17 protein-coding genes and 2 pseudogenes are annotated in these 23,148 nt (G+C 73.0%); 10 read left to right on the top strand and 9 right to left on the bottom strand.

The features are described 5' to 3' along the window. Positions 1–71: 71 nt before the first annotated feature. Positions 72–440: pseudogene (locus AMIR_RS41900) on the top strand (TIR domain-containing protein); the annotation flags it as partial. Positions 441–605: 165 nt separating this feature from the next. Here the strand turns inward: AMIR_RS41900 and AMIR_RS40305 are convergent. Continuing rightward, positions 606–965 (bottom strand): annotated as a pseudogene (locus tag AMIR_RS40305) (FAD-dependent oxidoreductase); the annotation flags it as partial. A gap of 71 nt (positions 966–1,036) precedes the next feature. Here AMIR_RS40305 and AMIR_RS15550 point away from each other — a divergent pair. Next, positions 1,037–1,915, top strand: coding sequence for an Lrp/AsnC family transcriptional regulator (locus AMIR_RS15550; RefSeq protein ID WP_245554618.1), 879 nt, complete (start codon positions 1,037–1,039; stop codon positions 1,913–1,915). A 54-nt stretch (positions 1,916–1,969) separates the two neighbouring features. Here AMIR_RS15550 and AMIR_RS15545 read toward each other — a convergent pair whose 3' ends face one another. From AMIR_RS15545 to AMIR_RS15530, 4 genes are all read right to left on the bottom strand, one after another. Continuing rightward, positions 1,970–3,571 (bottom strand): aminotransferase class I/II-fold pyridoxal phosphate-dependent enzyme, encoded by a 1,602-nt coding sequence (locus tag AMIR_RS15545; RefSeq protein WP_015801913.1) that lies wholly within the window; start codon positions 3,569–3,571, stop codon positions 1,970–1,972. Further along, on the bottom strand, positions 3,568–4,902 hold the full coding sequence (locus AMIR_RS15540) for an NAD(P)/FAD-dependent oxidoreductase (protein WP_015801912.1): 1,335 nt from the start codon (positions 4,900–4,902) through the stop codon (positions 3,568–3,570). The genes AMIR_RS15545 and AMIR_RS15540 overlap by 4 nt, the downstream gene beginning before the upstream one ends. A 235-nt stretch (positions 4,903–5,137) precedes the next feature. Further along, positions 5,138–6,244 carry a ricin-type beta-trefoil lectin domain protein gene (locus AMIR_RS15535; RefSeq protein ID WP_015801911.1) on the bottom strand — a complete coding sequence of 369 codons (1,107 nt, stop codon included), beginning with the start codon at positions 6,242–6,244 and terminating at the stop codon, positions 5,138–5,140. A 379-nt stretch (positions 6,245–6,623) separates the two neighbouring features. Continuing rightward, positions 6,624–8,939 carry a beta-L-arabinofuranosidase domain-containing protein gene (locus AMIR_RS15530; protein ID WP_015801910.1) on the bottom strand — a complete coding sequence of 772 codons (2,316 nt, stop codon included), beginning with the start codon at positions 8,937–8,939 and terminating at the stop codon, positions 6,624–6,626. 437 nt (positions 8,940–9,376) lie between these two features. Here AMIR_RS15530 and AMIR_RS15525 point away from each other — a divergent pair, with 437 nt between their 5' ends. Both AMIR_RS15525 and AMIR_RS15520 read left to right on the top strand, forming a co-directional pair. Beyond that, entirely contained in the window at positions 9,377–11,023 is a 1,647-nt protein-coding gene (locus tag AMIR_RS15525) for a glycoside hydrolase family 27 protein (RefSeq protein ID WP_015801909.1), read from the top strand. A gap of 141 nt (positions 11,024–11,164) precedes the next feature. Next, complete coding sequence (locus AMIR_RS15520) at positions 11,165–11,629, top strand: hypothetical protein (RefSeq protein ID WP_015801908.1); 465 nt, start codon at positions 11,165–11,167, stop codon at positions 11,627–11,629. A gap of 6 nt (positions 11,630–11,635) precedes the next feature. Here AMIR_RS15520 and AMIR_RS15515 read toward each other — a convergent pair whose 3' ends face one another. Further along, positions 11,636–12,775, bottom strand: coding sequence for a GNAT family N-acetyltransferase (locus tag AMIR_RS15515; protein WP_015801907.1), 1,140 nt, complete (start codon positions 12,773–12,775; stop codon positions 11,636–11,638). 231 nt (positions 12,776–13,006) lie between these two features. Between AMIR_RS15515 and metK the strand changes: the two genes are divergently transcribed. The 4 genes from metK (at position 13,007) to AMIR_RS15495 (ending at position 18,343) form a co-directional block, all read left to right on the top strand. Then, a complete protein-coding gene (gene metK, locus AMIR_RS15510) occupies positions 13,007–14,212 on the top strand; it encodes a methionine adenosyltransferase (RefSeq protein WP_015801906.1) in 1,206 nt (401 codons plus the stop codon). Between the two features lie 25 nt (positions 14,213–14,237). Then, positions 14,238–15,713: an adenosylhomocysteinase gene (gene ahcY / locus AMIR_RS15505; protein WP_015801905.1), complete on the top strand. Its 1,476-nt coding sequence runs from the start codon at positions 14,238–14,240 to the stop codon at positions 15,711–15,713. A 156-nt stretch (positions 15,714–15,869) separates the two neighbouring features. Beyond that, positions 15,870–17,618 (top strand): choice-of-anchor M domain-containing protein, encoded by a 1,749-nt coding sequence (locus AMIR_RS15500; RefSeq protein ID WP_015801904.1) that lies wholly within the window; start codon positions 15,870–15,872, stop codon positions 17,616–17,618. Further along, the gene (locus AMIR_RS15495; RefSeq protein WP_015801903.1) at positions 17,615–18,343 is read left to right on the top strand and encodes a choice-of-anchor M domain-containing protein; all 729 of its coding nucleotides are present in this window, start codon (positions 17,615–17,617) and stop codon (positions 18,341–18,343) included. The genes AMIR_RS15500 and AMIR_RS15495 overlap by 4 nt, the downstream gene beginning before the upstream one ends. On the opposite strand, the gene AMIR_RS15490 is transcribed toward AMIR_RS15495, so the two are convergent. Further along, on the bottom strand, positions 18,327–19,484 hold the full coding sequence (locus AMIR_RS15490) for an ROK family transcriptional regulator (RefSeq protein ID WP_015801902.1): 1,158 nt from the start codon (positions 19,482–19,484) through the stop codon (positions 18,327–18,329). The two genes, AMIR_RS15495 and AMIR_RS15490, sit on opposite strands and share 17 nt — an antisense overlap. 49 nt (positions 19,485–19,533) lie before the next feature. Here AMIR_RS15490 and AMIR_RS15485 point away from each other — a divergent pair, with 49 nt between their 5' ends. Next, on the top strand, positions 19,534–20,193 hold the full coding sequence (locus AMIR_RS15485; protein WP_222840732.1) for an HAD-IA family hydrolase: 660 nt from the start codon (positions 19,534–19,536) through the stop codon (positions 20,191–20,193). Between the two features lie 25 nt (positions 20,194–20,218). Here AMIR_RS15485 and AMIR_RS15480 read toward each other — a convergent pair whose 3' ends face one another. Both AMIR_RS15480 and AMIR_RS15475 read right to left on the bottom strand, forming a co-directional pair. After that, positions 20,219–22,231, bottom strand: a complete 2,013-nt coding sequence (locus AMIR_RS15480) for a heavy metal translocating P-type ATPase (protein WP_015801900.1) — start codon at positions 22,229–22,231, stop codon at positions 20,219–20,221. A gap of 3 nt (positions 22,232–22,234) precedes the next feature. Continuing rightward, positions 22,235–22,600, bottom strand: a complete 366-nt coding sequence (locus AMIR_RS15475; RefSeq protein WP_015801899.1) for an ArsR/SmtB family transcription factor — start codon at positions 22,598–22,600, stop codon at positions 22,235–22,237. A gap of 83 nt (positions 22,601–22,683) precedes the next feature. On the opposite strand from AMIR_RS15475, the gene AMIR_RS15470 reads away from it, so the two are divergent. Then, positions 22,684–22,989: a hypothetical protein gene (locus tag AMIR_RS15470; protein WP_143760741.1), complete on the top strand. Its 306-nt coding sequence runs from the start codon at positions 22,684–22,686 to the stop codon at positions 22,987–22,989. Positions 22,990–23,148 lie beyond the last annotated feature (159 nt).

Here is a 23,148-nt window from a genome sequence, read left to right as displayed (position 1 = left end):
AAGACGGAAGGTCGGTCAGGTCCCCGGAGAGGGCCGGGTAACAGGCCTTCCGGACGCGACGATGACCGGGCATGGCGGGTCCGCCAGGGCTTCCCGGACTGTTGCCCCTGCTCGACGGCTACCGGTTCGACGTGTTCCTCAGCTATCGCAGGTCGGGGCCGGGGAACGCGGGTGCGTGGGTGCGGGACCACTTCCACGAGATGCTGAAGGACTGCCTGGCCGACGAGCTCGGCAGCTCCGAGGTGTTCCTCGACTTGGAGGCCGAGACCGGGGTGCGGTGGCCGTCGCTGCTGCGGGACGTGCTGGCGCGCAGCAAGGTGCTCGTGGCCGTCTGGTCGCCGCCGTACTTCCAGTCGCCCTGGTGCCTCGCCGAGTGGCGGACGATGGAGGCCAGGGAACGGGCGCTGGCCGGGAGGACGCGGCTGGTGTACCCGCTGCGCTACTCCGGCGGGGACAACTTCTCCGAAGACGCGAGGGAGCGGCCTTCCGCGCTCGTCCACGCCCCGCGGGAACACCAGCGCCCAGTTGCCGTCGTCGCCTCGGGTGTGGGTGTTCGTGGTGTCGTGGCCCTCCAAGCGAACGTCGGCGGCGACCACGGTGTGCGTGCCGGGACGGCCGGGGAAATCAGCGTTCAGCAGGGAGCGCACGGCGCTGTGGGCGCCGTCGGCGGCGGCCAGGTAGCGGCAGCGGACGGTGGCGCCGTCGGCGAAGGTGGCGGTGACCGACTCCTCGTCCTGGGTGAGGGCGGTCAGCTCGTGCTCGCGCTGGACGTGCACGTCGTGTTCGGCGAGGTGCTGTTCCAGGACGCCCTCGACCACCACCTGCGGGATCGAGCGCCACGGGTGGCGGTGCCTGGACCTGGTGAGCGGGAGCGTGATGCCCGCGAAGTGGGCGGTTCCGCTCGGGTGGTCGCCGGTGGCCAGAAGCGGTTCCAGCAGGCCGCGCTGGTCGAAGACCTCCAGCACGCGGGACTGCACGCCGCCCGCCTTGGACAGGGCGCTTCGACGGCCGGGCCCCGTTCAGCGTGATCGCCGAGGTGCTCGGCGTTTCCGACCGCACCGTCGCCCGCCGGTACGCCCGGTTGCGCTCGACCGGAACGCTGCGGGTGGTCGGTGGGGTGGACCCGACCGCGTTGGGCGCGGTGATGTGGTTCCTGCGGATTCGCTGCGCGCCCGCCGCCGCGCTCCCCGTCGCCGAGGCGCTGGCCCGGCGCGCCGACACGTCCTGGGTGAGCATCGCCTCCGGGGGCGCGGAGATCACCTGCGCGGTGCGCGCCGAGAGCGCGGCCGACAGCGAGGCGCTGCTGCTGTCCAGGCTCCCCCGCACCCCGCGCGTGGAGGGGGTGAGCGCGCACTCGGTGCTGCACGCGTTCTACGGCGGCCCGGACAACCTGATCGCCAAGCTCGGGGCGCTGGACGAGGCTCAGGTCGGGCGGTTGCGGCCGGACCCGGTGCAGCGCAGGCCAGGACCGGTGCGGTTGGACGACGGGGACCGCGCGCTGCTCGCCGCGCTCGCCGTCGACGGGCGGACCGGGTTCGAGCGGCTGGCCGCGCTGACCGGCTGGTCGCCGACCGCGGTGCGGCGGCGGATGGGCGAGCTGCGCGAGCACGGGGTGCTGTACCTGGACGTCGACGTGGACGCCGCGCTGCTCGGGGTCGGCGCGCGGACGTTGCTGTGGCTCTCGGTCGCCCCCGCGCACCTTGCGGAGGCCGGGACGGCGTTGGCGCAGCACCCGGAGGTCGCGTTCGCGGCGGCCACCACCGGGCCCACGAACCTCTGCGCGACAGCGGTGTGCGCGGACCAGCGCGCGCTGTGCCGGTACCTGACGACGCGCATCGCCGCGCTGCCCGCCGTGACGCACGTCGAGACCGCGCCGGTGATCAAGACGCTCAAGCAGGCGGGCAGGCAGCTCTGACGCCGTATCGCCGTCGGCCGGCGCACCGGCGACGACACGGCGGAAACCCTTGTGTCAGAACGAGTTGCCGAACGCGCTCGACAGGTACTCCCGCGCGTCGCGCAGCGCCCCGTCGATGACGCGGGCCGCCTGCCTCGCCTGCTCCGGCTCGTGTGCGGCCTGCACCTGCAGGCGGAAGCGGGAGGCGCCGGTCGGGGTCACCGGGAACTCCACCATGAACGCCAGCACGCCCCGGTCGAACAGCAGCCGGTTCACCGTCCTGGCCAGCTTCTCGTTGCCGATCAGGACCGGCACGATCGGGCTCGGCGAGCCCATGCACGTCAGGCCGCGCGCGGTCAGCTCGTCGCGCAGGGCGTGGATCGCGGCGAACAGGCGGCCCCGCAGCGCCTCGCCCTCGTCGGTCCGGACGATCTGCGCCGCCTTGAGCACCACCGCGGTCTGCATCGGGGACAGGGCGTTGGAGAAGAAGTGCGACCCGGCGAACATCTTGATGTACTGCTTCACCGCAGGGGACTTCGCGGCGACGAAACCGCCGTTGGAGGCGAAGGTCTTGGAGAACGCTCCCATGACCAGGTCGACCTCGCCGAGCATCTCCTGCATCCCCAGCACACCGGTGCCGCCGGGGCCCATCGAGCCCAGGTCGTGCGCCACGTCCACCAGCAGGATCGCGTCGTGCTCGCGGCAGACCTGTTGCAGGGCGACGACGTCCGGCCAGTCGGCGTCCACCGAGAACAGGCCGTCGGTGATGACCATGATGCCGTTGTGGGTGTCGGTGGCGCGGATGCGGGCCAGGTTGGCGCGCACGGACTCGACGTCCAGGTGCGTGTAGCGGGTGATGTTCCTCGTCGCCGCGCGCGCCCCGGATTGCAGGCAGGAGTGGGCGAGGCGGTCGATGAGGATGTGGTCCTCCTGGCGCACCAGCCCGGTGACCGTGCCGAAGCCCGCCGACCAGCCGTTGGAGAACAGGGTCACGTGCTCCAGCCCCACCAGCTCGCCGAGGACGGCCTCCAGCTCGTCGGAGATGCGGGTGTTGCCCAGCACCATGGGCGACCCGGCGCTGTGCGGGCCGAAGTCGCGCATCGCCCGGACCGCCGCCTCGCGGATCTCCGGGTGGGCGTTGAACGACAGGTAGTCCTGGGAGTTGAAGTTGATGCCCTGCGCGGGTTTGCTCAGGTCGTTGGTGATCGTCGCGATCCCGCCGGGCGCGGCCTCCAGGACGCGGGAGTACTGCCAGGTCTCGGTGCGCCTGCGCGCCTCCACCCAGCCGTGGAACTCCTCGGTGCGGTGCAGCAGGTTCGCGCCGACCGGGCGGAAGAAGTCGTAGGCGTTCTTGTCGAGCGCGTAGTCCTCGTCGGGATCGATCGCGGGCGCGGCGGTGGTCGCCGGCTCCCACATCGGCTCCAGGTCCGCGCGGACCGCCGGGTAGTCCTCGGCGAAGAAGCGGGCCGCCCCGTCGGCGGGGAGCGCGTCCAGCTCCTCCAGGTCCTCCCAGGGGATGTGGGACGCCCAGTTGCGCATCATGTCCGACACCTCGCGCGCCGCCGCGGCGACGGTCTTGGCGGCGGTGGTCGGGTCCGCCTCGGCGCCGTCGGCGGCGGTGATGATCGCGGCGACGAGCTCGCCGTCCTCGCGCTGGTGGGCCACGGTCCCGGTCATCGGCTCGCCTCCGCTTCCGCGCGCTGGAACGGGTTCCGCTGGTGCTCGCGGTAGGCGGCCTCGAAGTCGGTGAACGCCTCGTGGCCGCGCGAGGACTCCTTGGCGGTGTCGTTGAGCAGGAACACGTTGGAGGGGTCGAAGAACTCCGAGACCGGGGCGACGTCGACGTGGGTGGCGATGAAGCGGTCGATCTCGGTCTGGTTGCCGCGCAGGATCGCGAACAGCTGGAGCTCGTCGTGCCGCAGCGGTTTCATCTCCGCGAGCGTGCACACGTAGTCGTAGTAGGCGGCGGCGGTCTGGCTGCGGCGCTTGGCCGCGTACCCGGCCATGGCGGTGTCCCGGTCGGTCTCGCCGCCCAGCCACCGGCCGACCGCCTCGGCCGCGAGCTCCGCGTCGCGCAGGGCGTGGGTGATGCCGAGCGCGGTGCACTGGTCCTTGAACGACTCGGCGTCGCCCACCAGCAGCCAGCCGGGACCGTGCAGCCGCCGCAGGAACGCGGCCTGGTCGAGCGTGCCGTAGAAGCGCTCCTCGCGCCGCGCTTGGGCGACCGTGACCGCCGCCTGCTCGCTGATCAGCCCGAGCGCGCGGTGGAAGTTGCCCTCGACGTCGGCCCGGAACTGCGCGGCCCACTCGCTCGGCCCCCAGGTGAGCACCATGGTGCGGCCGTCGTTGGTGGAGGCCATGGCCATGCCGAGCCTGCCCCGGCGGTGGATCTGCGCCTCGGCGTCGGGGATGCCGCTGAAGTAGCTCCAGTAGGCGAAGGTGCAGCGCGGGCGCTCGTCGAACTTCTCCAGCCCGAGGGCGCGCGCGACGAACGAGTTGCGCCCGTCCGCGCCGATCACGACCTGCGCGCGCTCCTCCGAGCCGTCCCGGCCCCGGATGCCGACGACGGTCCCGTCCTCGTCGCGCAGCAGCTCGGTGACGGTGTACCCCTCGCGGAACTCCACGCCCGCCCGGACCGCGTTGTCGACCAGGAGCTTGTCCAGCACGTGCCTGCGGACCGAGAAGTACTCCTGGGTGATGCCGCTGTCGTCGTCGTGCAGCAGGCGGAACTGGTTGCGCAGCAGCTCTTCCGGCACGCTGCCGCGCAGGGCGATCCCGTCGTTGACGACGGTGACCGAGGTGTGGGCGGGCGTGACGGCCCGGACCTGGTCGAGGACGCCCAGCCGGTTCAGGTAGGAGGCGCCGTGCGGCCAGACGAAGTGCGTGGACAGCACGTCGCTGGGGAACCGGGAGCGGTCGACGACCAGAACCCGCAGACCGCGCCTGGCCAGGTGCGTCCCGACCGCGGCTCCGGCACAGCGACCACCTATTACAATGGCGTTGTACATGCGGGCAACCCAACCGCAGGCGAAAAACCCTGTACAGGACCGAATGGCCGGTAGCTCCGCGTTTCCGAAGCGGCGGCGGAGCGCTTCGGAAAACGCCGCCGAACTGGGGTTTTCCTGCGGGTTCGGTTGTGGGACGTGGTTGATTCCGCACGTAAAGCGGCAGATTTTTGTTGAGATATGCGCATTCACGTGGAAATCGTGTCGGCGGAACAGCGGATGATCACACCGGGGCCGGTCAGGCGGGGACGCGCAGGGTCCACCGCTGGTCGGCCTGACCGCCGCAGGACCACAGGACGAGCTTGCCGCCGTTGGCGGTGTCGCCGCCCGCGACGCCCAGGCACAGGCCGGACTGGACGCCGATGATCGTGCCGTCGGCGTTGGCGGTCCACTGCTGGTTCGTGTCGCCGTGGCAGTCCCAGAGCACGACCTGCGTGCCGTTGGCCGTGCCGTGGCCGGAGGCGTCCAGGCACTTGGCGCCGTTGACCAGCTGCTTGGCGGAGTTGAGCGCCCACGACTGGTTCGGCTGGCCGTGGCAGTCCCACAGCTGGAGCTGCGTGCCGTTGGCGGTGGTCGACCCCGGCACGTCGACGCAGCGGCCCGAGGCGGTGTTGACCAGCCGCCCACCCGGCGAGCCGCCGGGCTCGCCGATGCTGCCGGGGATGGCGCGCAGCGCGTTGTGCCAGGTCGCGGCCATCTTGTCGTAGCCGCCCGCCGTGGGGTGGACGCCGTCGACCAGGTCGGCGGTCGTGAGCGCGGAGCGCATGTCGACCAGGTGCACGCGCTTGCCCGCGTCGGCCTTGCTCCGCACGATGCCGGGGATGGCGGCGTTGAAGGTCCGCGCGGCGGCGTCCTGGCCCGCGTTGGCGATCGGGATGATCGTCGCGACGAGCACGTCGGCGTTCGGCGCGGTCGACGTGATGCGGTCGATCAGCGCCGACAGGCGGGAGGGCGCGCTGGCCACGTTCCAGTTCTGCAGGACGTCGTTGGTGCCGATGTGCAGCAGCACGGAGCGCGGGGTGGTGTTGCGCAGCCAGGTGGCGACGTTGGCGTCGATCTGGTCGATGCGCCAGCCGGGGTGCCCCTGGTGGTCGTGGTCCCCGAGCGAGGCGGGCCCGTTGAACTGGGAGCCGACGAAGTCGACCCGGTGCCCACCGGAGACGAACCGCTGCCACAGGCCGATCCGGTAGCCGCCGGGGACCTGGGTGCCCTCGGTGATGGAGTCGCCCAGCGGCATGACCCGCGTCCCGCCGTTGGACTCGGCGGAGGCCGGGGCGGCGGGCAGCAGCGCGGCGGCGAGCAGGGCCGCGGCGCAGGCGGCCAGTCGTCGGAGGGGCAGTCTCATGCGGTTCTCCTCTGGGGAGGGGCGGAGGTTTTCCACGCGCGCCGCACCACCGGCCGGAGCCGGGAGGCGGCTATTGCGACACCCAACTTTGGGAGCGCTCCCAGGACTAATCGGGAGCGAGCTGGTGGCCATTTCTCGTTGGCAGAGCGGAAACTTTCCCTGTTCGGCACCGTAACCGCCGTCCAGGAAGGGCGTCAACGCCGGGACCCGTTCAGCGGAATGGCTAAAAATAGCCGCTCCTTTTAGCGCTGTCCCCTGCGGACGATTGCCATCCGCGCCCATGCCGGGTGGTCTCGGCGCGGTTCGTCTGTGCCGGCGTGCTGGTGCAGGCCGGCCCGGACCGAGGGGACGGCTGCCGCCGCCGTCCCCCGGTCGGCCCTCACCCGTTGCGCACCAGCCTCCAGCGGTTGTCCGGGGTGCCGTTGTCCGAGTCCTGGACGGCCGGCGCGCCCTGGGCGGTGGAGTTGTTCTCGATCGCCAGGAGCTTGCCGCTGTGGGCGTTGCGGATGCGGTGGGTGCCGTCGCCGTTGTCGATCAGGGTCCACCGGTGGTCGGCGGTCCCCGTGTCGCCCCACTGCAGGACGCGGGCGCCGTTCGCGGTCGACATGTTCTCCACGCCCAGCACCTTGCCGCTGTGGACGTTGCGGAAGCGCACGTCGGAGCCGTCCGGGACGAGTTCCCAGTTGTGGTCGGCGGTTCCGGTGTCGCCCCACTGCAGGGCCGGCGCGCCGTCTGCGGTGGACATGTCGCGGATGCCCAGGACCAGGCCGCTGGCGGCGTTGACCAGTCGGTGCGTGGTCGTGCCGCCGCCGATGCTCCAGTAGACGGTGTAGTTGAAGCCGTGGGCGTCGTGGAACGGGCCGAGGTTCACCGTCGAGCCGCCCGAGCGGGCGGTGAAGGTGAGCGCGGTGGTGCTGGTGCGGGTGATCGAGGCGACGTCGAGCGCGGGTAGCGCGGACAGGGTGGTGCTGCCGAAGTTGCCCGCCAGGACGACCGGGCCGTAGGTGACCGCGACGACGTTCGGGTTGTCGGGCGCGGGGGCCGTGGTCACGCGCATGGGCAGGCGGAGGGTGACGGTGTCGTCCGAGGTCCAGGAGCGGGTCAGGGAGGCGTAGGAACCCGGTGCTGCGGCCACGTTCTGGGGCGTGCCGTTGACCGCGACCGTCGCGCCCGAGGTCCACGCGGGGATGCGCAGGCGCATCGTCCACGAGCCGCTCGCGCTGCCGGTCACGGTGAGCGTGGTGGTGTCGCTCGCCGGGTAGGTGGTGCTCTGGGTGACCGTGATGCCGCGCTCCGACCAGGTCAGGGTGGACGGGGTGTAGAGGTTGACGGTCAGCGTCGTGCCGTCGCGGAAGTAGATCGAGTCGGCGAGCTTGGTGTTGGTCTCGATGCCGGTGCCCTGGCAGCACCAGAACGTGCTGTAGTCGGTGCTCCACGTGCCGCCGCCCCACGCCGGCCCCGTGCGACCCCTGCGGTGGCCGGGGTTCAGGCCGGTGAAGTAGCAGATGTGGCCGTGGGCGTCGGCCGGGTTCTGCTGGCCGATCAGGTGGTTGAGCAGGGCGCGCTCGTAGAAGTCGAAGTAGGCCGCCTTGGTCGGCTCCAGCAGCCACAGCTCACGGGTCAGCTTGAGCATGTTGTAGGTGTTGCACGCCTCGGCCGTGTCGGTGGCCAGGTGCGCGGCGATGGCGTTGGGGGCGCGGAAGTGCTCGGCCTGGCTGTTGCCGCCGATCACGTAGGTGTGCGCGGCGACGGTGATGTTCCAGGCGTTGGTGGCGATGTCGCGGTAGCGGGTCGTGCCGGTGGCCTTGTACTCGCGGGCCGCGCCGATCCACTTGGGGACCTGGGTGTTGGCGTGCAGGCCGTTGAGGCGGTCCTGGTTCGCGGCCAGGGGGTCGAAGGCGGCGGCGTGGTCGAAGCGCTGGGCCGTGGCCAGCCAGCGGGCGTCGCCGGTCTGCTGGTAGAGGTCGGCCAGGACGGCGTTCATGCCGCCGAACTCGGTGGCCAGCACGCGCTGCATGGTCGCCTGCGACAGGCGGGCGGTGCGCCAGTCGACCCAGCCCGCGAAGCGCAGGAGCACGTCGCGCGCCTGGGTGCTGCCGAGGTGCCGCCAGACGTCCAGCAGGCCCGCCAGGGTCTTGTGCAGGGCGTAGTAGGAGACGGCCTTGGGGGTCCCGGCCTCCAGGGCGTCGAGGTCCGACTCGGGGAAGCCGGAGAGGTAGCCGGCGGTGAAGCCCGCGGCGGCGTTGTTGGCCTGGCACTTGGCCAGCTCGGCGACCAGGTGGTTGGCGCGGTCGCGGGAGGTGGTGTCGCCGAGCACGGCCCACGCCTGCGCCCAGGCGGTGAGGAAGTGGCCCTGGCTGTGGGTGCGGAACGGGAAGTCCGGGGCCTCCCACCCGGCCAGCGGCGCGGCGCCCGCCGTGGACAGGCGGTGGTTGGCGCGGAAGTTGTAGAGCAGCCGGTCCGGGTCCACGAAGCGCAGGTAGGACAGGGCGCGGTTCTGGTTGTCCATCCAGCGGCCGGGGGTCAGCCGGACCTGGCCGACGTCGAACGCGGAGGCCGCCGCGCCGATGTCCGGGCGGGCGGGCGGCACGGACGCGGCCCGCGCGACGCCCTGGACGAGACCGGGGACGGCGGTGGCCGCGACGGCGACGCCTGCGGCCTGGAACAGGGTGCGCCTGCTCAGCGGTGAGGGCACGGGTGGACCTCCTGCGATCACGGGGGTGGTCGGGGCGGCGCGGGTGGTCCGCGCAGGGGTGCAACCGCCCTGTTACCGCTAACACGAATGGCGGCGGAGTGGCGCTCACGCGCCGGGCGGGAAAGGGGTCGAGAGGGGGCGGCGTCAGCCGCGCTCGGTGATCACCCTGGAAGCCCGCGTCGGGGACCTGGGCGCGACAGTGCTGACCGGCGGCGTGTCGGAGCACGTGAAACCATGCTTCGCCTCCTTGCGAGCAGGATTCATGAGGCTCTTCGCCGGTGCCGGGCCAGCGAAATGGGAGCGTTCCCGGACTGACCGTAGCGCAGGTCTTTCACACCCGACAAGACCGTTGAGCGACCACCCCAACGCTGTTAGCGTTAACAGGCCCGCGCCACCACCGGCGGGCCGGTGTGTCCACCGACCGAGGAAGGGCAACGATGCCTGTTCGCTCGCGCAGACGATTAACGACCCTGCTCCTGGCCGCGCTCGCCGCGCTGACCGGGGTGACCGCGCCCACCGCGCACCCCCCGGCGCAGGCCGCCCCCGGAAGCCCCGCGCTGACCCCGCCGCTGGGCTGGAACAGCTGGAACAGCTTCGGCTGCGGCATCACCGAGGGCCAGGTGCGCCAGGCCGCCGACGCGATGGCGTCCTCCGGGATGCGGGACGCCGGCTACCGCTACGTGGTCGTGGACGACTGCTGGTTCGACCCGCAGCGCGACAGCGCGGGCAACCTGCGCAACCACCCGACGAAGTTCCCCTCCGGCATGAAGGCGCTGGGCGACTACATCCACGGCAAGGGCCTGAAGTTCGGCATCTACCAGGCCCCCAACGAGAAGACCTGCGCCCAGGGCACAGGCGCGCACCCCGGCGCCACCGGCAGCAAGGGCCACGAGGCGCAGGACGCCCGCTCGTTCGCCTCCTGGGGCGTGGACTACCTGAAGTACGACTGGTGCTCCGGCGCGGGCACCCGCGACGAGCAGATCGCCCGGTTCACGATCATGCGCGACGCGCTGCGCGCCACCGGCCGCCCGATCGTCTACAGCATCAACCCCAACAGCTTCCACGCCATCACCGGCGACAAGCACGACTGGGGCGACGTCGCGGACCTGTGGCGCACCACCGAGGACCTGCTGGACGTGTGGCAGAACGGCAACACCAACAGCTACCCGATGGGCGTGGGCAACGTCCTGGACGTCACCGCGCCGCTGGCCGCCCAGACCGGCCCCGGCAACTGGAACGACCCCGACATGCTCGTCGTCGGCAGGCCGGGGCTCACCCTGACCGAGTCCCGCGCGCACTTCGCGCTGTGGGCGCTGATGGCCGCGCCGCTCATGGCGGGCAACGACATCCGCACCATGTCCCCCGAGATCAGCGCGGTGCTGCGCAACCCCGGTCTGATCGCGGTCAACCAGGACCCGCTGGGCGCGGGCGGTCGCCGGGTGCGCGACGACGGGGCCACCGAGGTGTTCGCCAAGCCCCTGTCCGACGGGTCGGTCGCGGTCGGCCTGTTCAACCGGGGCGGCGGCGCCACCACCGTCGCCACCACGGCCGCGCAGATCGGGTTGTCCGGCACCGGGTTCACCCTCACCGACCTGTGGACCGGCGGCACGTCCACCAGCTCGGGCGCGATCTCGGCGACCGTGCCCGCCCACGGCGTCGCCGCCTTCCGCGTCACCGGCGGAACCCCGCTGGCGGCCACCACCTCGCGGCTGCGCGGGACCGGCTCGGGCCGCTGCCTGGACGTGGACAACGCCTCCACGGCGGCGGGCGCGACCGTGCTGGTCTGGGACTGCCACACCGCCGCCAACCAGCTCTGGACGACCTGGGCGGGCGGCGAGGTGCGGGTGTTCGGCGACAAGTGCCTGGACGCCTACGAGCAGGGAACGGTCAACGGCACGCGCGTGGTGACCTGGCCGTGCAACGGGCAGGACAACCAGCGGTGGGTCGTCGGCTCGGACGGCTCGGTGCGCAACACCCGCGCCGGGCTGTGCCTGGACGTCGACGGCGCGGGCACGGCGAACGGCACGCGGCTGGTGCTGTGGACGTGCAACGGGCAGGGCAACCAGCGGTGGTCCCGGACCTGATCGACCGCCCCGCCGGGGGTGCGGCCCCCGGCGGGGACCCAGCTCCAGCCGATCGAGTGAACCTGCCCGCGCGCGTGCGGCGATAGCATCTCCACACCGGGCCTCCCCACCTCCGCGCACCACCGAGAACGGGAGAAACCGTTGACGCGCAAGCACGTTCTCCGCACCCTCGCCAGCACGACCGCCACGGCGGGCGTGCTGACCGCCCTGGCCGTCGTCGCGCCCGCCGTCGCCTCCGCCCGCTGCGGTGGCGCGAGCGAGATCCGCAGCACGCTGGTCGTCGACGGCGCCGTGGTGCTCGCCGAGCGGCCGGTCCCCGGTACCTGCAACGGGAACGGGTACTACCAGGGGCAGGTGCAGAGCAAGGTCGACGGGTGGCGGCCCTCGGTGTGGGTGCACGACGGGACGTCGTGGACCGGGCACTTCGGCGACTACGACGGGACCTCGGCCAACTACTCGTACACCGACGAGGACTCGACCAGCCGGATGCACTTCTGCCTGGACTGGAAGGACATCGCGGTCTACTGCGGGTGGGGGACCGAGTGGTCGCAGAACAACGCCGGGATCTACTACCACGGCGACTACGGGGTGAACCACGGGTTCTGAGCGCGGTCAGGGCACGTAGTAGGTCATCAGGTCCGCCCGCACCGGCGGGAACAGCGCCGCCGCCAGCTCCGCGCGCGGGCCGGGGTAGACGTCCGGGTGGCGCTCGGCCAGGCCGGTGATGCCGTGCGGCCCGAACAGCAGCGCGGGAAGCAGGTCAGGGGCCACGCCCGAACCGCCCACCGAGGCCGGGCCCTGCATGACGCCGCCGGGCACGACCGGGTCGACGACGCCGTCGCGGAAGGGCAGGCGGACGTGCGAGGAGAAGAACGACACGACCGCCTCGCCGTCGGTGAACCCGGCCGCCGTCAGCCGCCGCGACAGCACGGGGCGCAGGCGCTCCAGCAGCGCCGCCGCGTCGGGCACGCGGGCGTAGTAGCTGCGCGCCTGCGCGTCGGCGGGGGCGAGGAACCCCTCCAGTGCCCGGCCCGCGACCGTGCCGGGCCGCTCCACCACCTGGGTCACGCCGGTCAGCGCGGCCAGGGCGTGCGCGGCCTCGGGGGTGGTCGCGGCGGCCTCGACCAGCACGCCGTCCGCCACCCGGCCCACTGCGACCGGCTCCCCCGCCAGCTCGACCACCCACTGCCCGCTCGACGCGTGCTCCAGCAGCCACCGCCAGCGCGCGGGCGGGTGCGGCATCCGCAGGTCGGCGAGCGCCAGCTCGGCGGCGTGCAGCCGGGCCAGCAGGTCGACGTCGGCCGGGGTCGCCGGGCGCAGCACGTGCCCGCCGGGGTCGGGCGCGCCGGTGAGCGCCCTGGTCGCCGGGATGGGGATGGCGTAGGAGTAGCCGAACCGCCGGTAGAAGTAGGGGATGCCGATCATGACCTGCGCGAGGTGACCGCGCTCGGCCGAGTGCTCGTGCGCCCAGGACATGAGCCTGCGCACCAGGCCGCGCCCCTCGTGCCCGTGCGCGGTGGCGACCAGCTCGACCTGACCGGTCGGGATCACCACGTCGCCCAGGACCAGGGTCTCGTCCAGCAGCGTCGCCGTGGACACGACCCGGCCCTTGTCCACCACGACCGCGCAGGAGCCCGCCTCGGGGTCGCGCGCGACCAGGCGGAAGTCCACCGCGTCCTCCGGGTCGCCCCGGTCGGCCAGCAGCTCGGCGATCTGGTCGACGTCCTCCGGGCGGGCGGGTCGCAGCAGCATCAGCGCAGTGTGACGCGGTGGCGGCGGTGCGGGCGAGCGGTTTTCCAGGGGGGTGCGGGACGAGGTCAGGGGGTGCGGGCCGAAGTTCGGTGCGCGCGGGGCGGTTCACCGGGTTGCGGCCGTTGGTTACACTGGGTTCGCAGGCGAGAGGCGCTGCGACGGGTTCACCACCCGCCACGCTCGTCTGCCCTTCACACCACAAGGGCGCCTTCCTGAAGAGGAAGGTTGGCCATGTCGCGTGCGACTCCAGGCAGGTTGTTCACCAGTGAGTCGGTGACCGAGGGGCACCCGGACAAGATCTGCGACGCGATCAGCGACTCGATCCTGGACGCGCTGCTGGCCAAGGACCCCACGTCGCGGGTGGCGGTGGAGACGCTGGTGACCACCGGTCAGGTGCACGTGGCCGGTGAGGTGACGACCGAGGCGTACGTGGACATCCCGTCGATCGTGCGGGAGAAGATCCTGGAGATCGGGTACGACTCCTCCGCCAAGGGGTTCGACGGTCACTCGTGCGGGGTGAACGTGGCGATCGGGGCGCAGTCCCCGGACATCGCGCAGGGTGTGGACACCGCCTACGAGCAGCGCACCGGTGACGCGGGTGACGACATCGACCAGCAGGGCGCGGGCGACCAGGGGTTGATGTTCGGCTACGCGTGCACCGACACGCCGGAGCTGATGCCGCTGCCGATCGCGCTGGCCCACCGGCTCTCGCGGCGGTTGACGGCGGTGCGCAAGGACGGCTCGGTGCCGTACCTGCGTCCGGACGGCAAGACCCAGGTGACCATCGAGTACGCCGGTGACCAGCCGGTCCGTCTCGACACGGTGGTCGTGTCCACGCAGCACGCGGACGGCATCGACCTGGAGCAGCTGCTCGGGGTGGACGTGCGCGAGTACGTCCTCACGCCCGAGATCGAGGGCCTGGGGCTCGACACCTCCAACGTGCGACTTCTGGTCAACCCCACCGGCAGGTTCGTCCTGGGCGGTCCGATGGGTGACGCGGGCCTGACCGGTCGCAAGATCATCGTGGACACGTACGGCGGCATGGCGCGGCACGGTGGTGGCGCGTTCTCGGGCAAGGACCCGTCGAAGGTCGACCGCTCGGCGGCGTACGCGATGCGGTGGGTGGCCAAGAACGCCGTCGCGGCGGGGCTCGCGACCCGCATCGAGGTGCAGGTGGCCTACGCGATCGGCAAGGCCGCCCCGGTCGGCCTGTTCGTGGAGACGTTCGGCACCGAGACCGTGGACCCGACCAAGATCCAGCAGGCGATCGCCGAGGTGTTCGACCTGCGCCCGGCCGCGATCATCCGCGACCTGAACCTGCTGCGCCCGATCTACGCCCCCACCGCCGCGTACGGCCACTTCGGCCGCACCGACGTGGAACTCCCGTGGGAGGACACCTCCCGCGCCGACGACCTCCGCGCCGCCGCAGGCGCGTGACCCCTTGACGACTAGGAGCTTTCCGTTGTCCCCCAGCACGATCCCGGCCCTGGCTCAGACCCGAAACGGTATCGACTTCGCCGTGGCCGATCTGTCCCTGGCCGACTTCGGGCGCAAGGAGATCCGGCTCGCCGAGCACGAGATGCCCGGTCTGATGGCGCTGCGCCGCGAGTACGCCGAGGTGTACCCGCTCAAGGGCGCGCGCGTGTCCGGGTCGCTGCACATGACCGTGCAGACCGCCGTGCTCATCGAGACCCTCGTCGCGCTCGGCGCGGAGGTCCGCTGGGCCTCCTGCAATATCTTCTCCACCCAGGACCACGCCGCCGCCGCCGTCGTGGTCGGCCCGCACGGCACCCCGGAGGAGCCCAAGGGGGTGCCGGTGTTCGCCTGGAAGGGCGAGTCGCTGGCCGAGTACTGGTGGACGGCGGAGTCCATGCTCACCTGGCCGGACGGTCAGGGTCCGAACATGATCCTGGACGACGGCGGCGACGCGACCCTGCTGGTGCACAAGGGCGCCCAGTACGAGAAGGCCGGCGTCGTGCCGGCCGCCTCCGAGGACGACTCGGAGGAGTGGGCGCTCGTCCTGGAGACGCTGCGCAACTCCCTGGCCTCCGACGCGGGGAAGTGGACCAGGATCGCCGAGGGCATCCGCGGGGTCACCGAGGAGACCACCACCGGCGTCATGCGCCTGTACCAGCTGGCCGCCGCGGGTGAGCTGCTGTTCCCGGCGATCAACGTCAACGACGCGGTCACCAAGTCGAAGTTCGACAACCGGTACGGCATCCGGCACTCGTTGATCGACGGGATCAACCGGGGCACGGACGTGCTCATGGGCGGCAAGGTCGCGGTGATCTGCGGCTACGGCGATGTGGGCAAGGGCGCGGCGGAGTCGCTGCGCGGGCAGGGCGCGCGGATCGTGGTGACGGAGATCGACCCGATCTGCGCGTTGCAGGCGATCATGGACGGCTACGACGTGCAGACCCTGGAGTCGGTGCTGCCCAGGGCCGACATCGTGATCACGACCACGGGCAACAAGGACGTGGTGCGCATCGAGCACATGGCGGCGATGAAGCACCAGGCGATCGTGGGCAACATCGGCCACTTCGACAACGAGATCGACATGGCCGGCCTGGCCCGGTTCCCCGGTGTGCGGCGGATCAACATCAAGCCGCAGGTGGACGAGTGGGTGTTCCCGGACGGGCACTCGATCCTGGTGCTCTCGGAGGGCAGGTTGCTCAACCTGGGCAACGCGACCGGTCACCCGAGCTTCGTGATGTCCAACTCCTTCTCCAACCAGGTGATCGCGCAGATCGAGCTGTTCGGCAAGCACACCGAGTACGACCGCGAGGTCTACCGGCTGCCGAAGAAGCTGGACGAGAAGGTCGCCCGGATCCACCTGGAGGCCCTGGGCGGGGAGCTGACCAAGCTGTCCAAGGACCAGGCCGAGTACATCGACGTCGACGTGGACGGCCCCTACAAGCCGGAGCACTACCGCTACTGATCGCGGTCGCAACCACAGCCGACTGAGGAAGGCCGTGTTCCCCGGAAGTCCGGGGAACACGGCCTTCCTGCGTCTCACCGGCCACCCCCAAGTTGAAAACCGTTGTCATTTTCTTTAAGTTCCTCCTGTCGGACCCGGTTCCACGAGAGGACTTCCGTGTCACAGCTCGAAGCGCGACGCCCGTCGCGCCTGATCTCCCTGCTGGCAGGCCTGGTGGGCGCAGGCCTGCTGCTGGGGTCCGCCCCCGCCCTCGCGGCTGACCACGACCCCGCCGAGGGCCGTGAACTCCTCGGCGCGGGCGCGCACGTGGACGCGCTCTACCCGCAGGTCGTGGACGGCAAGCTCCAGGTCAAAGCGCTGACACCGGGCGGGGTCACAGACCCCGAGCGGGTCGCCCTGCACGTGCCCGAGACCGACACCTCGCGGGTGAAGCTCCCCGCCGGGTACGACTTCCTCGGGCCGGAGGGCACCGAGGCGTGGGTCACCACCGAGGCGCAGGACAGCTCCGTGGTGTGGCCCGGCTGGTCGTTCGAGGGCATCGACCGGGGTGTCCTCAAGGGCACCGTGAAGATCAGCTACACCGGTTTCGGGTACGCGGGTTCCTCGGCGGAGCCGCGCTTCGCGGTCACCCAGCCCGGCGGCTTCGACCGCACCAAGGTGAGCAAGGTCTTCGTCCCCGGCACGACGTTCACCTCCACCACCGGCGAGGTCGGCGGCCACACGCACGCCACCTGGTCGTTCACCGCCAAGGGCACCTACGACATCGGCTTCAAGGTCAGCGCCACCCTGCTCGACGGCACGGCGATCACCGACGACGCGACCGTGCGGTTCATCGTCGGCGCCCCGTCGGACACCACCGCCGAGCCGACCCCGAGGACCGACCCGCCCGCCACGGACGGCATCACGAAGCTGACGGCCGTGCCGAACAAGGTCGACGCCGAGTACTTCGTCGGCCAGACCGTCACCCTCACCGCCCTGTCCCCGCAGGCCGACCAGAAGGGCACGTACCGCTGGTCCACGACCGCGCCGGGCTCGTCGACGCCGGTGGTCGACCCGAAGCAGACCACCGCGACCTTCACCACCAAGCCGAACCGCGCGCTCGACGGCACGGTGGTGCGCGTGGCGCGGCTCGCCGAGGACGGCTCGGTGCTGGAGGAGTCGGACCCGCTGGAGATCCACGTCCAGGCCATCCCGCCGACCACGACGTTGACCGCGAAGGCCGACAAGGCCGAGCACGCCGTGGGCGACACCGCGAAGTTCACCTCGGCGCAGGACCCGAGGACCGAGGACGAGCACTACCACTGGTACCTGAAGAAGCGCGGCGAGGCCGCGTACGCGTGGATTCCCGAGTCGCGCCTGGCCGATCAGGAGCTTCCGATCACGGCCGACCTGGACGGCGCCCACGTCACGGCACGGCTGTTCAACGCCGACCACTCGGTGCTGTCCGAGTCGGAGCCGCTGGAGCTGAAGGTGACCGGTGGCGCGGCTGCTGCGGCGGCGGCGGAACTGGCCTCGGACAAGGACTCCTACCGCGCCGGTGAGACCGCGACGTTCACGCTGTCCGGTGTGGACGGCGCCACGAGCGTCGAGTGGTCCGCGCGCAGCAACGGGGAGAACGACTTCCTGCCGATCGAGGGCGCGAGTGGCACGACCTTCAGCAAGGCGCTCGACCGGAGCTGGGACGGCAGCCAGGTCAGGGCCGTGGTCCGCGACGCGGGTGGCGCGGTGCTCGCCGAGGCGGACGTCCCGCTGGTGCGCGTGCAGGAACCCGAGCCCGCGCCCGAGGTGGCGGCGGAGTCCGAGGGCGTGCCCACCGGGTACCTGATCGGCGGCGCGGTGCTGCTGGTCGTCGTGATCGCCGGGATCGTGCTGGCCGTGCGCGGTCGGCGCAGCTCCCAGGCGTGAGCGGTCTCCTCCGCGTCCTCCTCGTGGCTCTCCTGCTCGGCGTCGTCACCGCTCCCCCGGCTTCGGCGGCGCCGCTGGAGATCCGGGACGGGCACGTCGACATCGGGCCCGCGCTGGTGGACGGCGCGTGGCAGGTCCGGATCGAGGACGACTCGACCAGCCCGCCCACGTGGCGCGACCCGGCCGGGGTGGTGCTGCGCCTCGGTGACGCCGCGAAGGCCGCCATCCCGGCCGACCCCGCCTACGCCTTCCTCGGCGAGGCGGGCGAGACCGTGCACCTGATGCCGCAGACCCGCAGGTCCGGGGTGCTGTGGATCGGCTGGAACACCCGGCACGAGAGCGTGCTCGCGCAGCGCCCGGAGGCGATCTCCCTGTCGCTGCACGACGTCGAGGGGCCGGGACGGCTGCGGGTGTACCTGGACTACGGCGGTTTCCGACCGCCGAAGATGGTGTGGGACAACGAGGAGCTGGCGATCGAGGCGGGCACGCACACCCACGCGAACTGGGCGTTCACCGCGCCCGGCGAGTACCGCGCCCGGTTCACCGCGCGGATCACCCCGCGCGGGGGCGAGACGGTGGAGGCGACGTCGACGCTGCGCTTCCTGGTCGGGGACGCCACCAGCGCGTCGGCCCGGGAGGACGAGCCGTTCCCGTGGGCGGTCGCGGGCGTGGCGGCGGCGCTCTCCCTGCTGGCGGCGGCTTTCCTGCTCAAGCGCCGTCGGTGACCCCGGTGGACCAGCGCGCGAGCAGGTCGGCGTCGAGCACCCGGTCGAACACCGACAGACCGATGCCGATCAGCGGGGCGTCCTCGTCCGAGCGGGCGGCCACGACCACCGGCGGCGACTCGCGGTGCACGGCCATCAGCCCCGCCCGCACGGCCCGCTCGAAGCTCTCGGCGGAGGCGTCCCGCACGGACGCGGCCAGCCCGCCGAGGGTGACCAGGTCGGGGTCGAGCGCGTTGACCAGCCCGGCGATCCCGCGCCCCAGGTCGGCGGCCAGGTCGGCACGGGCGCGCGACGCGGACCCCCGGTCGGCGTGGAAGTCGCGCAGCCAGGCGCGCGGATCACCGGTCACGGTCCGGTCCGCGCGCCGGGCGACCGCGCCCGCCTCGAAACCGGCGCTCCAGCACCCCCGCGCGCCGCACGGGCACTCGACGTCGGGGTCGCCGAACGGCAGGTGCCCGAACTCGCCGTGCAGCCCTCGGGCGCTGGGCGCGGGCACGCCGTCGACCAGGAGCGCGCCGCCGATGCCGACCTCCACCACCACGTGCAGCAGGGTGCGCGGGCGCGGGGTGTGCAGGCGGGCCTCGGCGACGGCGGCGGCCGTGGCGTCGTTGCCGACCACGGCGGGCAGGCCGGGCGGGGCGATCCGGTCGACCGGCACGTCCCGCCTGCCGAGCGCGGTCATCCGCAGCCGGTCGTCCGCCACCGGGCCGGGGACCGCCACGCCGATCCCGACGACGCGGTCGCCCAGCGGCGCGGCGAGGTCGGCGATCCGCGCGCGGAGCCCGGTGAGCAGCGCCTCGGGGTCCGCGCCGTCGTGACCGCCGCCCGCCACGACCTCCACCACCCCCGTGAGGTCGCAGACGCCGATCCGCCAGTCGCCGTGCCGAAGGTCCACGACCAGGGCGACGGGACCGGCCGGGTGGGCGCGCACGGTGGTCGTGGGCCTGCCGGGACCGCCGGACGGGGCGCGGCGCTGGGCGACCAACCGGGCGCGCGCGAGGCGTTTGACCAGGTCGGAGGTGGGCCCGCTGGCCAGGCCGAGGTGCTTGCCCAGCCGGGTCCTGGTGACGTCGGGCTCGCGCCGGAGCAGCGCGAGCGCGTCCGAGGCCGAGCGCCAGTGCCGTGCCTGGGCGGATGTCATGGCTCACGAATATACTCGCTCAACGATTTTACCGGGTTACCGTGTGCCCGTGGAGACGAACCCGATGACGGCGGTGTCCTGCGCGGCGCTGCTGTTCGACTGCGACGGCGTGCTCGTGGACTCCGAGGCGAGTGTGACGAGCGCGTGGACCCGGTGGGCGCGCGAGCTGGGGCTGGACCCGGACGCGGTGATGGCCACCGTGCACGGCAGGCGGGCGGTCGACACCGTGGCGCTGCACGTGGAGCAGGCGCGGCGGGCCGAGGCGGTGGCGATGATCGACGCGTTCGAGCTGGCCGAGGTGGGCGCCACCACCGCGATCCCCGGCGCGGCGGAGCTGCTCGCGTCGCTGCCGCCGGACCGCTGGGCCACCGTCACCTCCGGCAAGCGCGACCTGGCCACCGCCCGCCTGCGCGCCGCCGGGCTGCCGGTGCCGCGCGCGCTCGTGACCGCCGGTGACGTCGCCAGCGGCAAGCCGCACCCGGAGGGCTACCTGGCCGGGGCGCGGCTGCTCGGCGTGGACGCGTCGCGGTGCGCGGTGTTCGAGGACGTGCCGGTGGGCGTGCGCGCCGGGCGGTCGGCGGGCGCCGGGGTCGTGGTGGGGGTGGGCGGACGGGCGTTCGGCGGGGACCGGCCGGACGTGGTGGTGCCGGACCTGCGCGCCGTCCGCTGGACCGGCGAGGGCCTCGAACTGGCGGCCGGGATCGGCTGACCCGCCAGGGCCCTCGCCGCGGCGGTCAGCAGTGCTCGCAGCAGCCGTCGGACCTCGGACCCGCCGGGGTGACGGTCAGGTTCAGCGCCGCCGGGCTGTCCGGCACGCGCACGTGCGGCAGCGGCGTGATCCGGGCCGCGCGGACGGCGTTGAGGATGACCAGGACCTCGGCGCTCTCGTGGACGAGCACCACGGTGGCCAGGCCCAGCAGGCCGAACCCGGCCAGCGGGATCAGCGCGCCGATGATCACCAGGGACAGCGCCATGTTCTGCAGCATCACCCGACGGGCGTGGCGGGCGTGCGCGAGGACCTGCGGCAGGTGACGCAGGTCCTCGCCCATCAGCGCCACGTCGGCGGTCTCGATGGCGACGTCCGCGCCCATCGCGCCCATCGCGATGCCGACGTCGGCGGTGGCCAGGGCGGGCGCGTCGTTGACGCCGTCGCCGACCATCGCCACGGGGCGGCGGCCCCGCAGGTCGGCGACGATGCGCGCCTTGTCCTCGGGCAGGAGTTCGGCGTGCACGGTCGTGATGCCCGCGCGCTCGGCCAGCGCGGTGGCGGTGCGGCGGTTGTCGCCGGTCAGCATCGCGGTGCCGATACCCAGCCCGCGCAGGCCCGCCACGACCTCGGCGGCCTCGGGGCGCAGCTCGTCGCGGACCGCGACCGCGCCCAGCAGCGCGCCGTCCCGCTCGACGAGCACGACCGTGGCGCCCTCCGCCTGCCACCGGTCGACCTCGCCCGCCAGCGGCCCCGGCGGCACCCAGCCCGGCTTGCCCAGGCGCAGCGCGCGGCCGTCCAGGACGCCGGTCAGGCCGTGGCCGGGGACGGCGGTGACGTCCTCGGCCACCGCCGCCGGGGCCGAGGCGTCCAGGACCGCGCGGGCGAGCGGGTGCTCGCTGCGCGCTTCGAGCGCCGCCGCCACCGACAGCACCTCGGCGCGGCCGGCGCCCGCCACCGGCAGGACCGCCACGACGGCGGGCGCGTTGCGGGTCAGGGTGCCGGTCTTGTCGAGCGCGACGACGCCGACCTTGCCCAGCTCCTCCAGCGCCGCGCCGCCCTTGACCAGCGCGCCCTGCCTGCTGGCCGCGCCGACGGCGGCCACCGCGGTCAGCGGCACCGAGATCGCCAGCGCGCACGGCGAGGCCGCCACCAGCACCACCAGCGCGCGTTCGGCCCACAGCAGCGGGTCGCCCAGCAGCGCGCCGACCCCGGCGATCGCCGCCGCCAGCACCATGATCGCGGGCACGAGCGGCTTCGCGACCCGGTCGGCCAGGCGCTGCCCGCCGCCCTTGCGCTCCTGGGCCTGCTCGACGACGTGCACGATGCGCGCCAGGGAGGAGTCGGCGGCCCGCGCGGTGACCTCGACCTCGACCGCGCCGCCGCCGTTGATGGCGCCCGCGTGCAGCACGTCGCCGGGGCCCGCCTCCACCGGCACCGACTCGCCGGTGATCGCGGACAGGTCGAGGCTGGTGCGCCCGGCGCGGACGACGCCGTCGGTGGCGGCCCGCTCGCCGGGGCGCAGCACCAGGCGGTCGCCGATCACCAGCTCGTCCGGCGCGACCCGGACCTCCGCGCCGCCGCGCAGGACGGTGGCGGTGGGCGGGACGAGGCCGAGCAGGGCGCGCAGGCCGCGCCGGGTGCGCGCGATCGCGTAGTGCTCGAGGCCCTCGGCGACGGAGAACAGGATGCCCAGCATCGCGGCTTCGACGGTCTGCCCGAGCAGCACGGCGCCGATCAGCGCGATGGTCATCAGGGTGGCGACGCCGATCCGGCGGCGCGGCAGGCCGCGCAGGGTGCCGGGCACGAACGTGGCGGCGGCCACGACGGCGGCGACCAGCTCCAGCCCGGCGCCCACCCGCTCGGCGCCACCCAGCCCGGTCAGCCACCCGGCGGCGAGCACCACGGCGGCGACGAGCGCCAGCCGCAGTTCGCGCACCTGCCACAGCCGCTCGGGGCCGTGGTCCTCGTCCGCCCCTCGGGCAGCGGTGTCCGCCGCCGTCTCGCGGGGGTCCTGCGGCCCGCAGCAGGCGTCCGACATCGCTCACGCCTCCGAGGTGACGTGCTCGCCCAGCACCGCGGTGACCAGCGCACGACCGCGCGCGGTGAGCGAGTGCATGACCATGCGCCCGTCGCGCCGTCCGGCGACCAGGCCAGCGACGCGCAGCTGCCGCAGGTGGTGCGAGACGAGGTTCTGCGCCTGGCCCACCACCCACGCCAGGTCGCACACGCACAGCTCGGCGCCGGGCAGCAGGGCCGCCGCGATGGTCAGCCGGGTCGGGTCGCCCAGCGCTCGGGCCCCGGAGGCCGCGGCCTCGACGGCGGGGAGTCCGGGCAGGTGGGCGCGGATCTCCTCGGCGTGCGGGAGGTCCAGGCACAGGAGTTCGCAGGCGTCGCGCTCGTCGGTCACATCAACAAACTAACAGCCATTGATATGAACGGGCGGGCCGGTCGGTCGGACGCCCGAGGGAGCACGGGCGTTAACCTGGTGGCGTGCTGGACGCGAGGAGCAGCGGGGCGCGAGTGGCGCTCGCCGCCCCGGCCGACGCCGGGAGCGCGCCGGTGGACGTCGAGCCCCGCACCGACTCCTGGCGCGTCGACGTCCCCTCCGACGCGGGCCTGACCGCCTGGACCGACGCCACCCCGGCCCCCGAGGACCTGTCCGGCCTGGTCGGCACGTGCGTCGCCGCCCTGCTGGCCGCGCTGTCGGCGCTGGCCGCGCTGCGCCGGATCACCCACCCGCGCCCGGTGGCGCCGAGCGCGCCGAGCCCGCTGCGCCTGTGCGCGTCCCGGACGTGACCGACCGCGCGTGAGCGCCGGACCTCACCACCCGGGCTGAGCCGCGTCCCGCCGGCTCGAAGGTCACCGTGGTGGAGTTCCTGGACCTGGAGCGCGAGGCGTGCGGGGCCGCGCACCCCGACGTGGAGCGGCTGCGCGCCGAGTACGGCGACCGCGTCA

Origin of the sequence: Actinosynnema mirum DSM 43827 (genome assembly GCF_000023245.1) — a bacterium.
GTDB lineage: Bacteria > Actinomycetota > Actinomycetes > Mycobacteriales > Pseudonocardiaceae > Actinosynnema > Actinosynnema mirum.
Note: the sequence above shows the minus strand (reverse complement) of the source record. Positions and strands in the feature narration are given on the sequence as shown.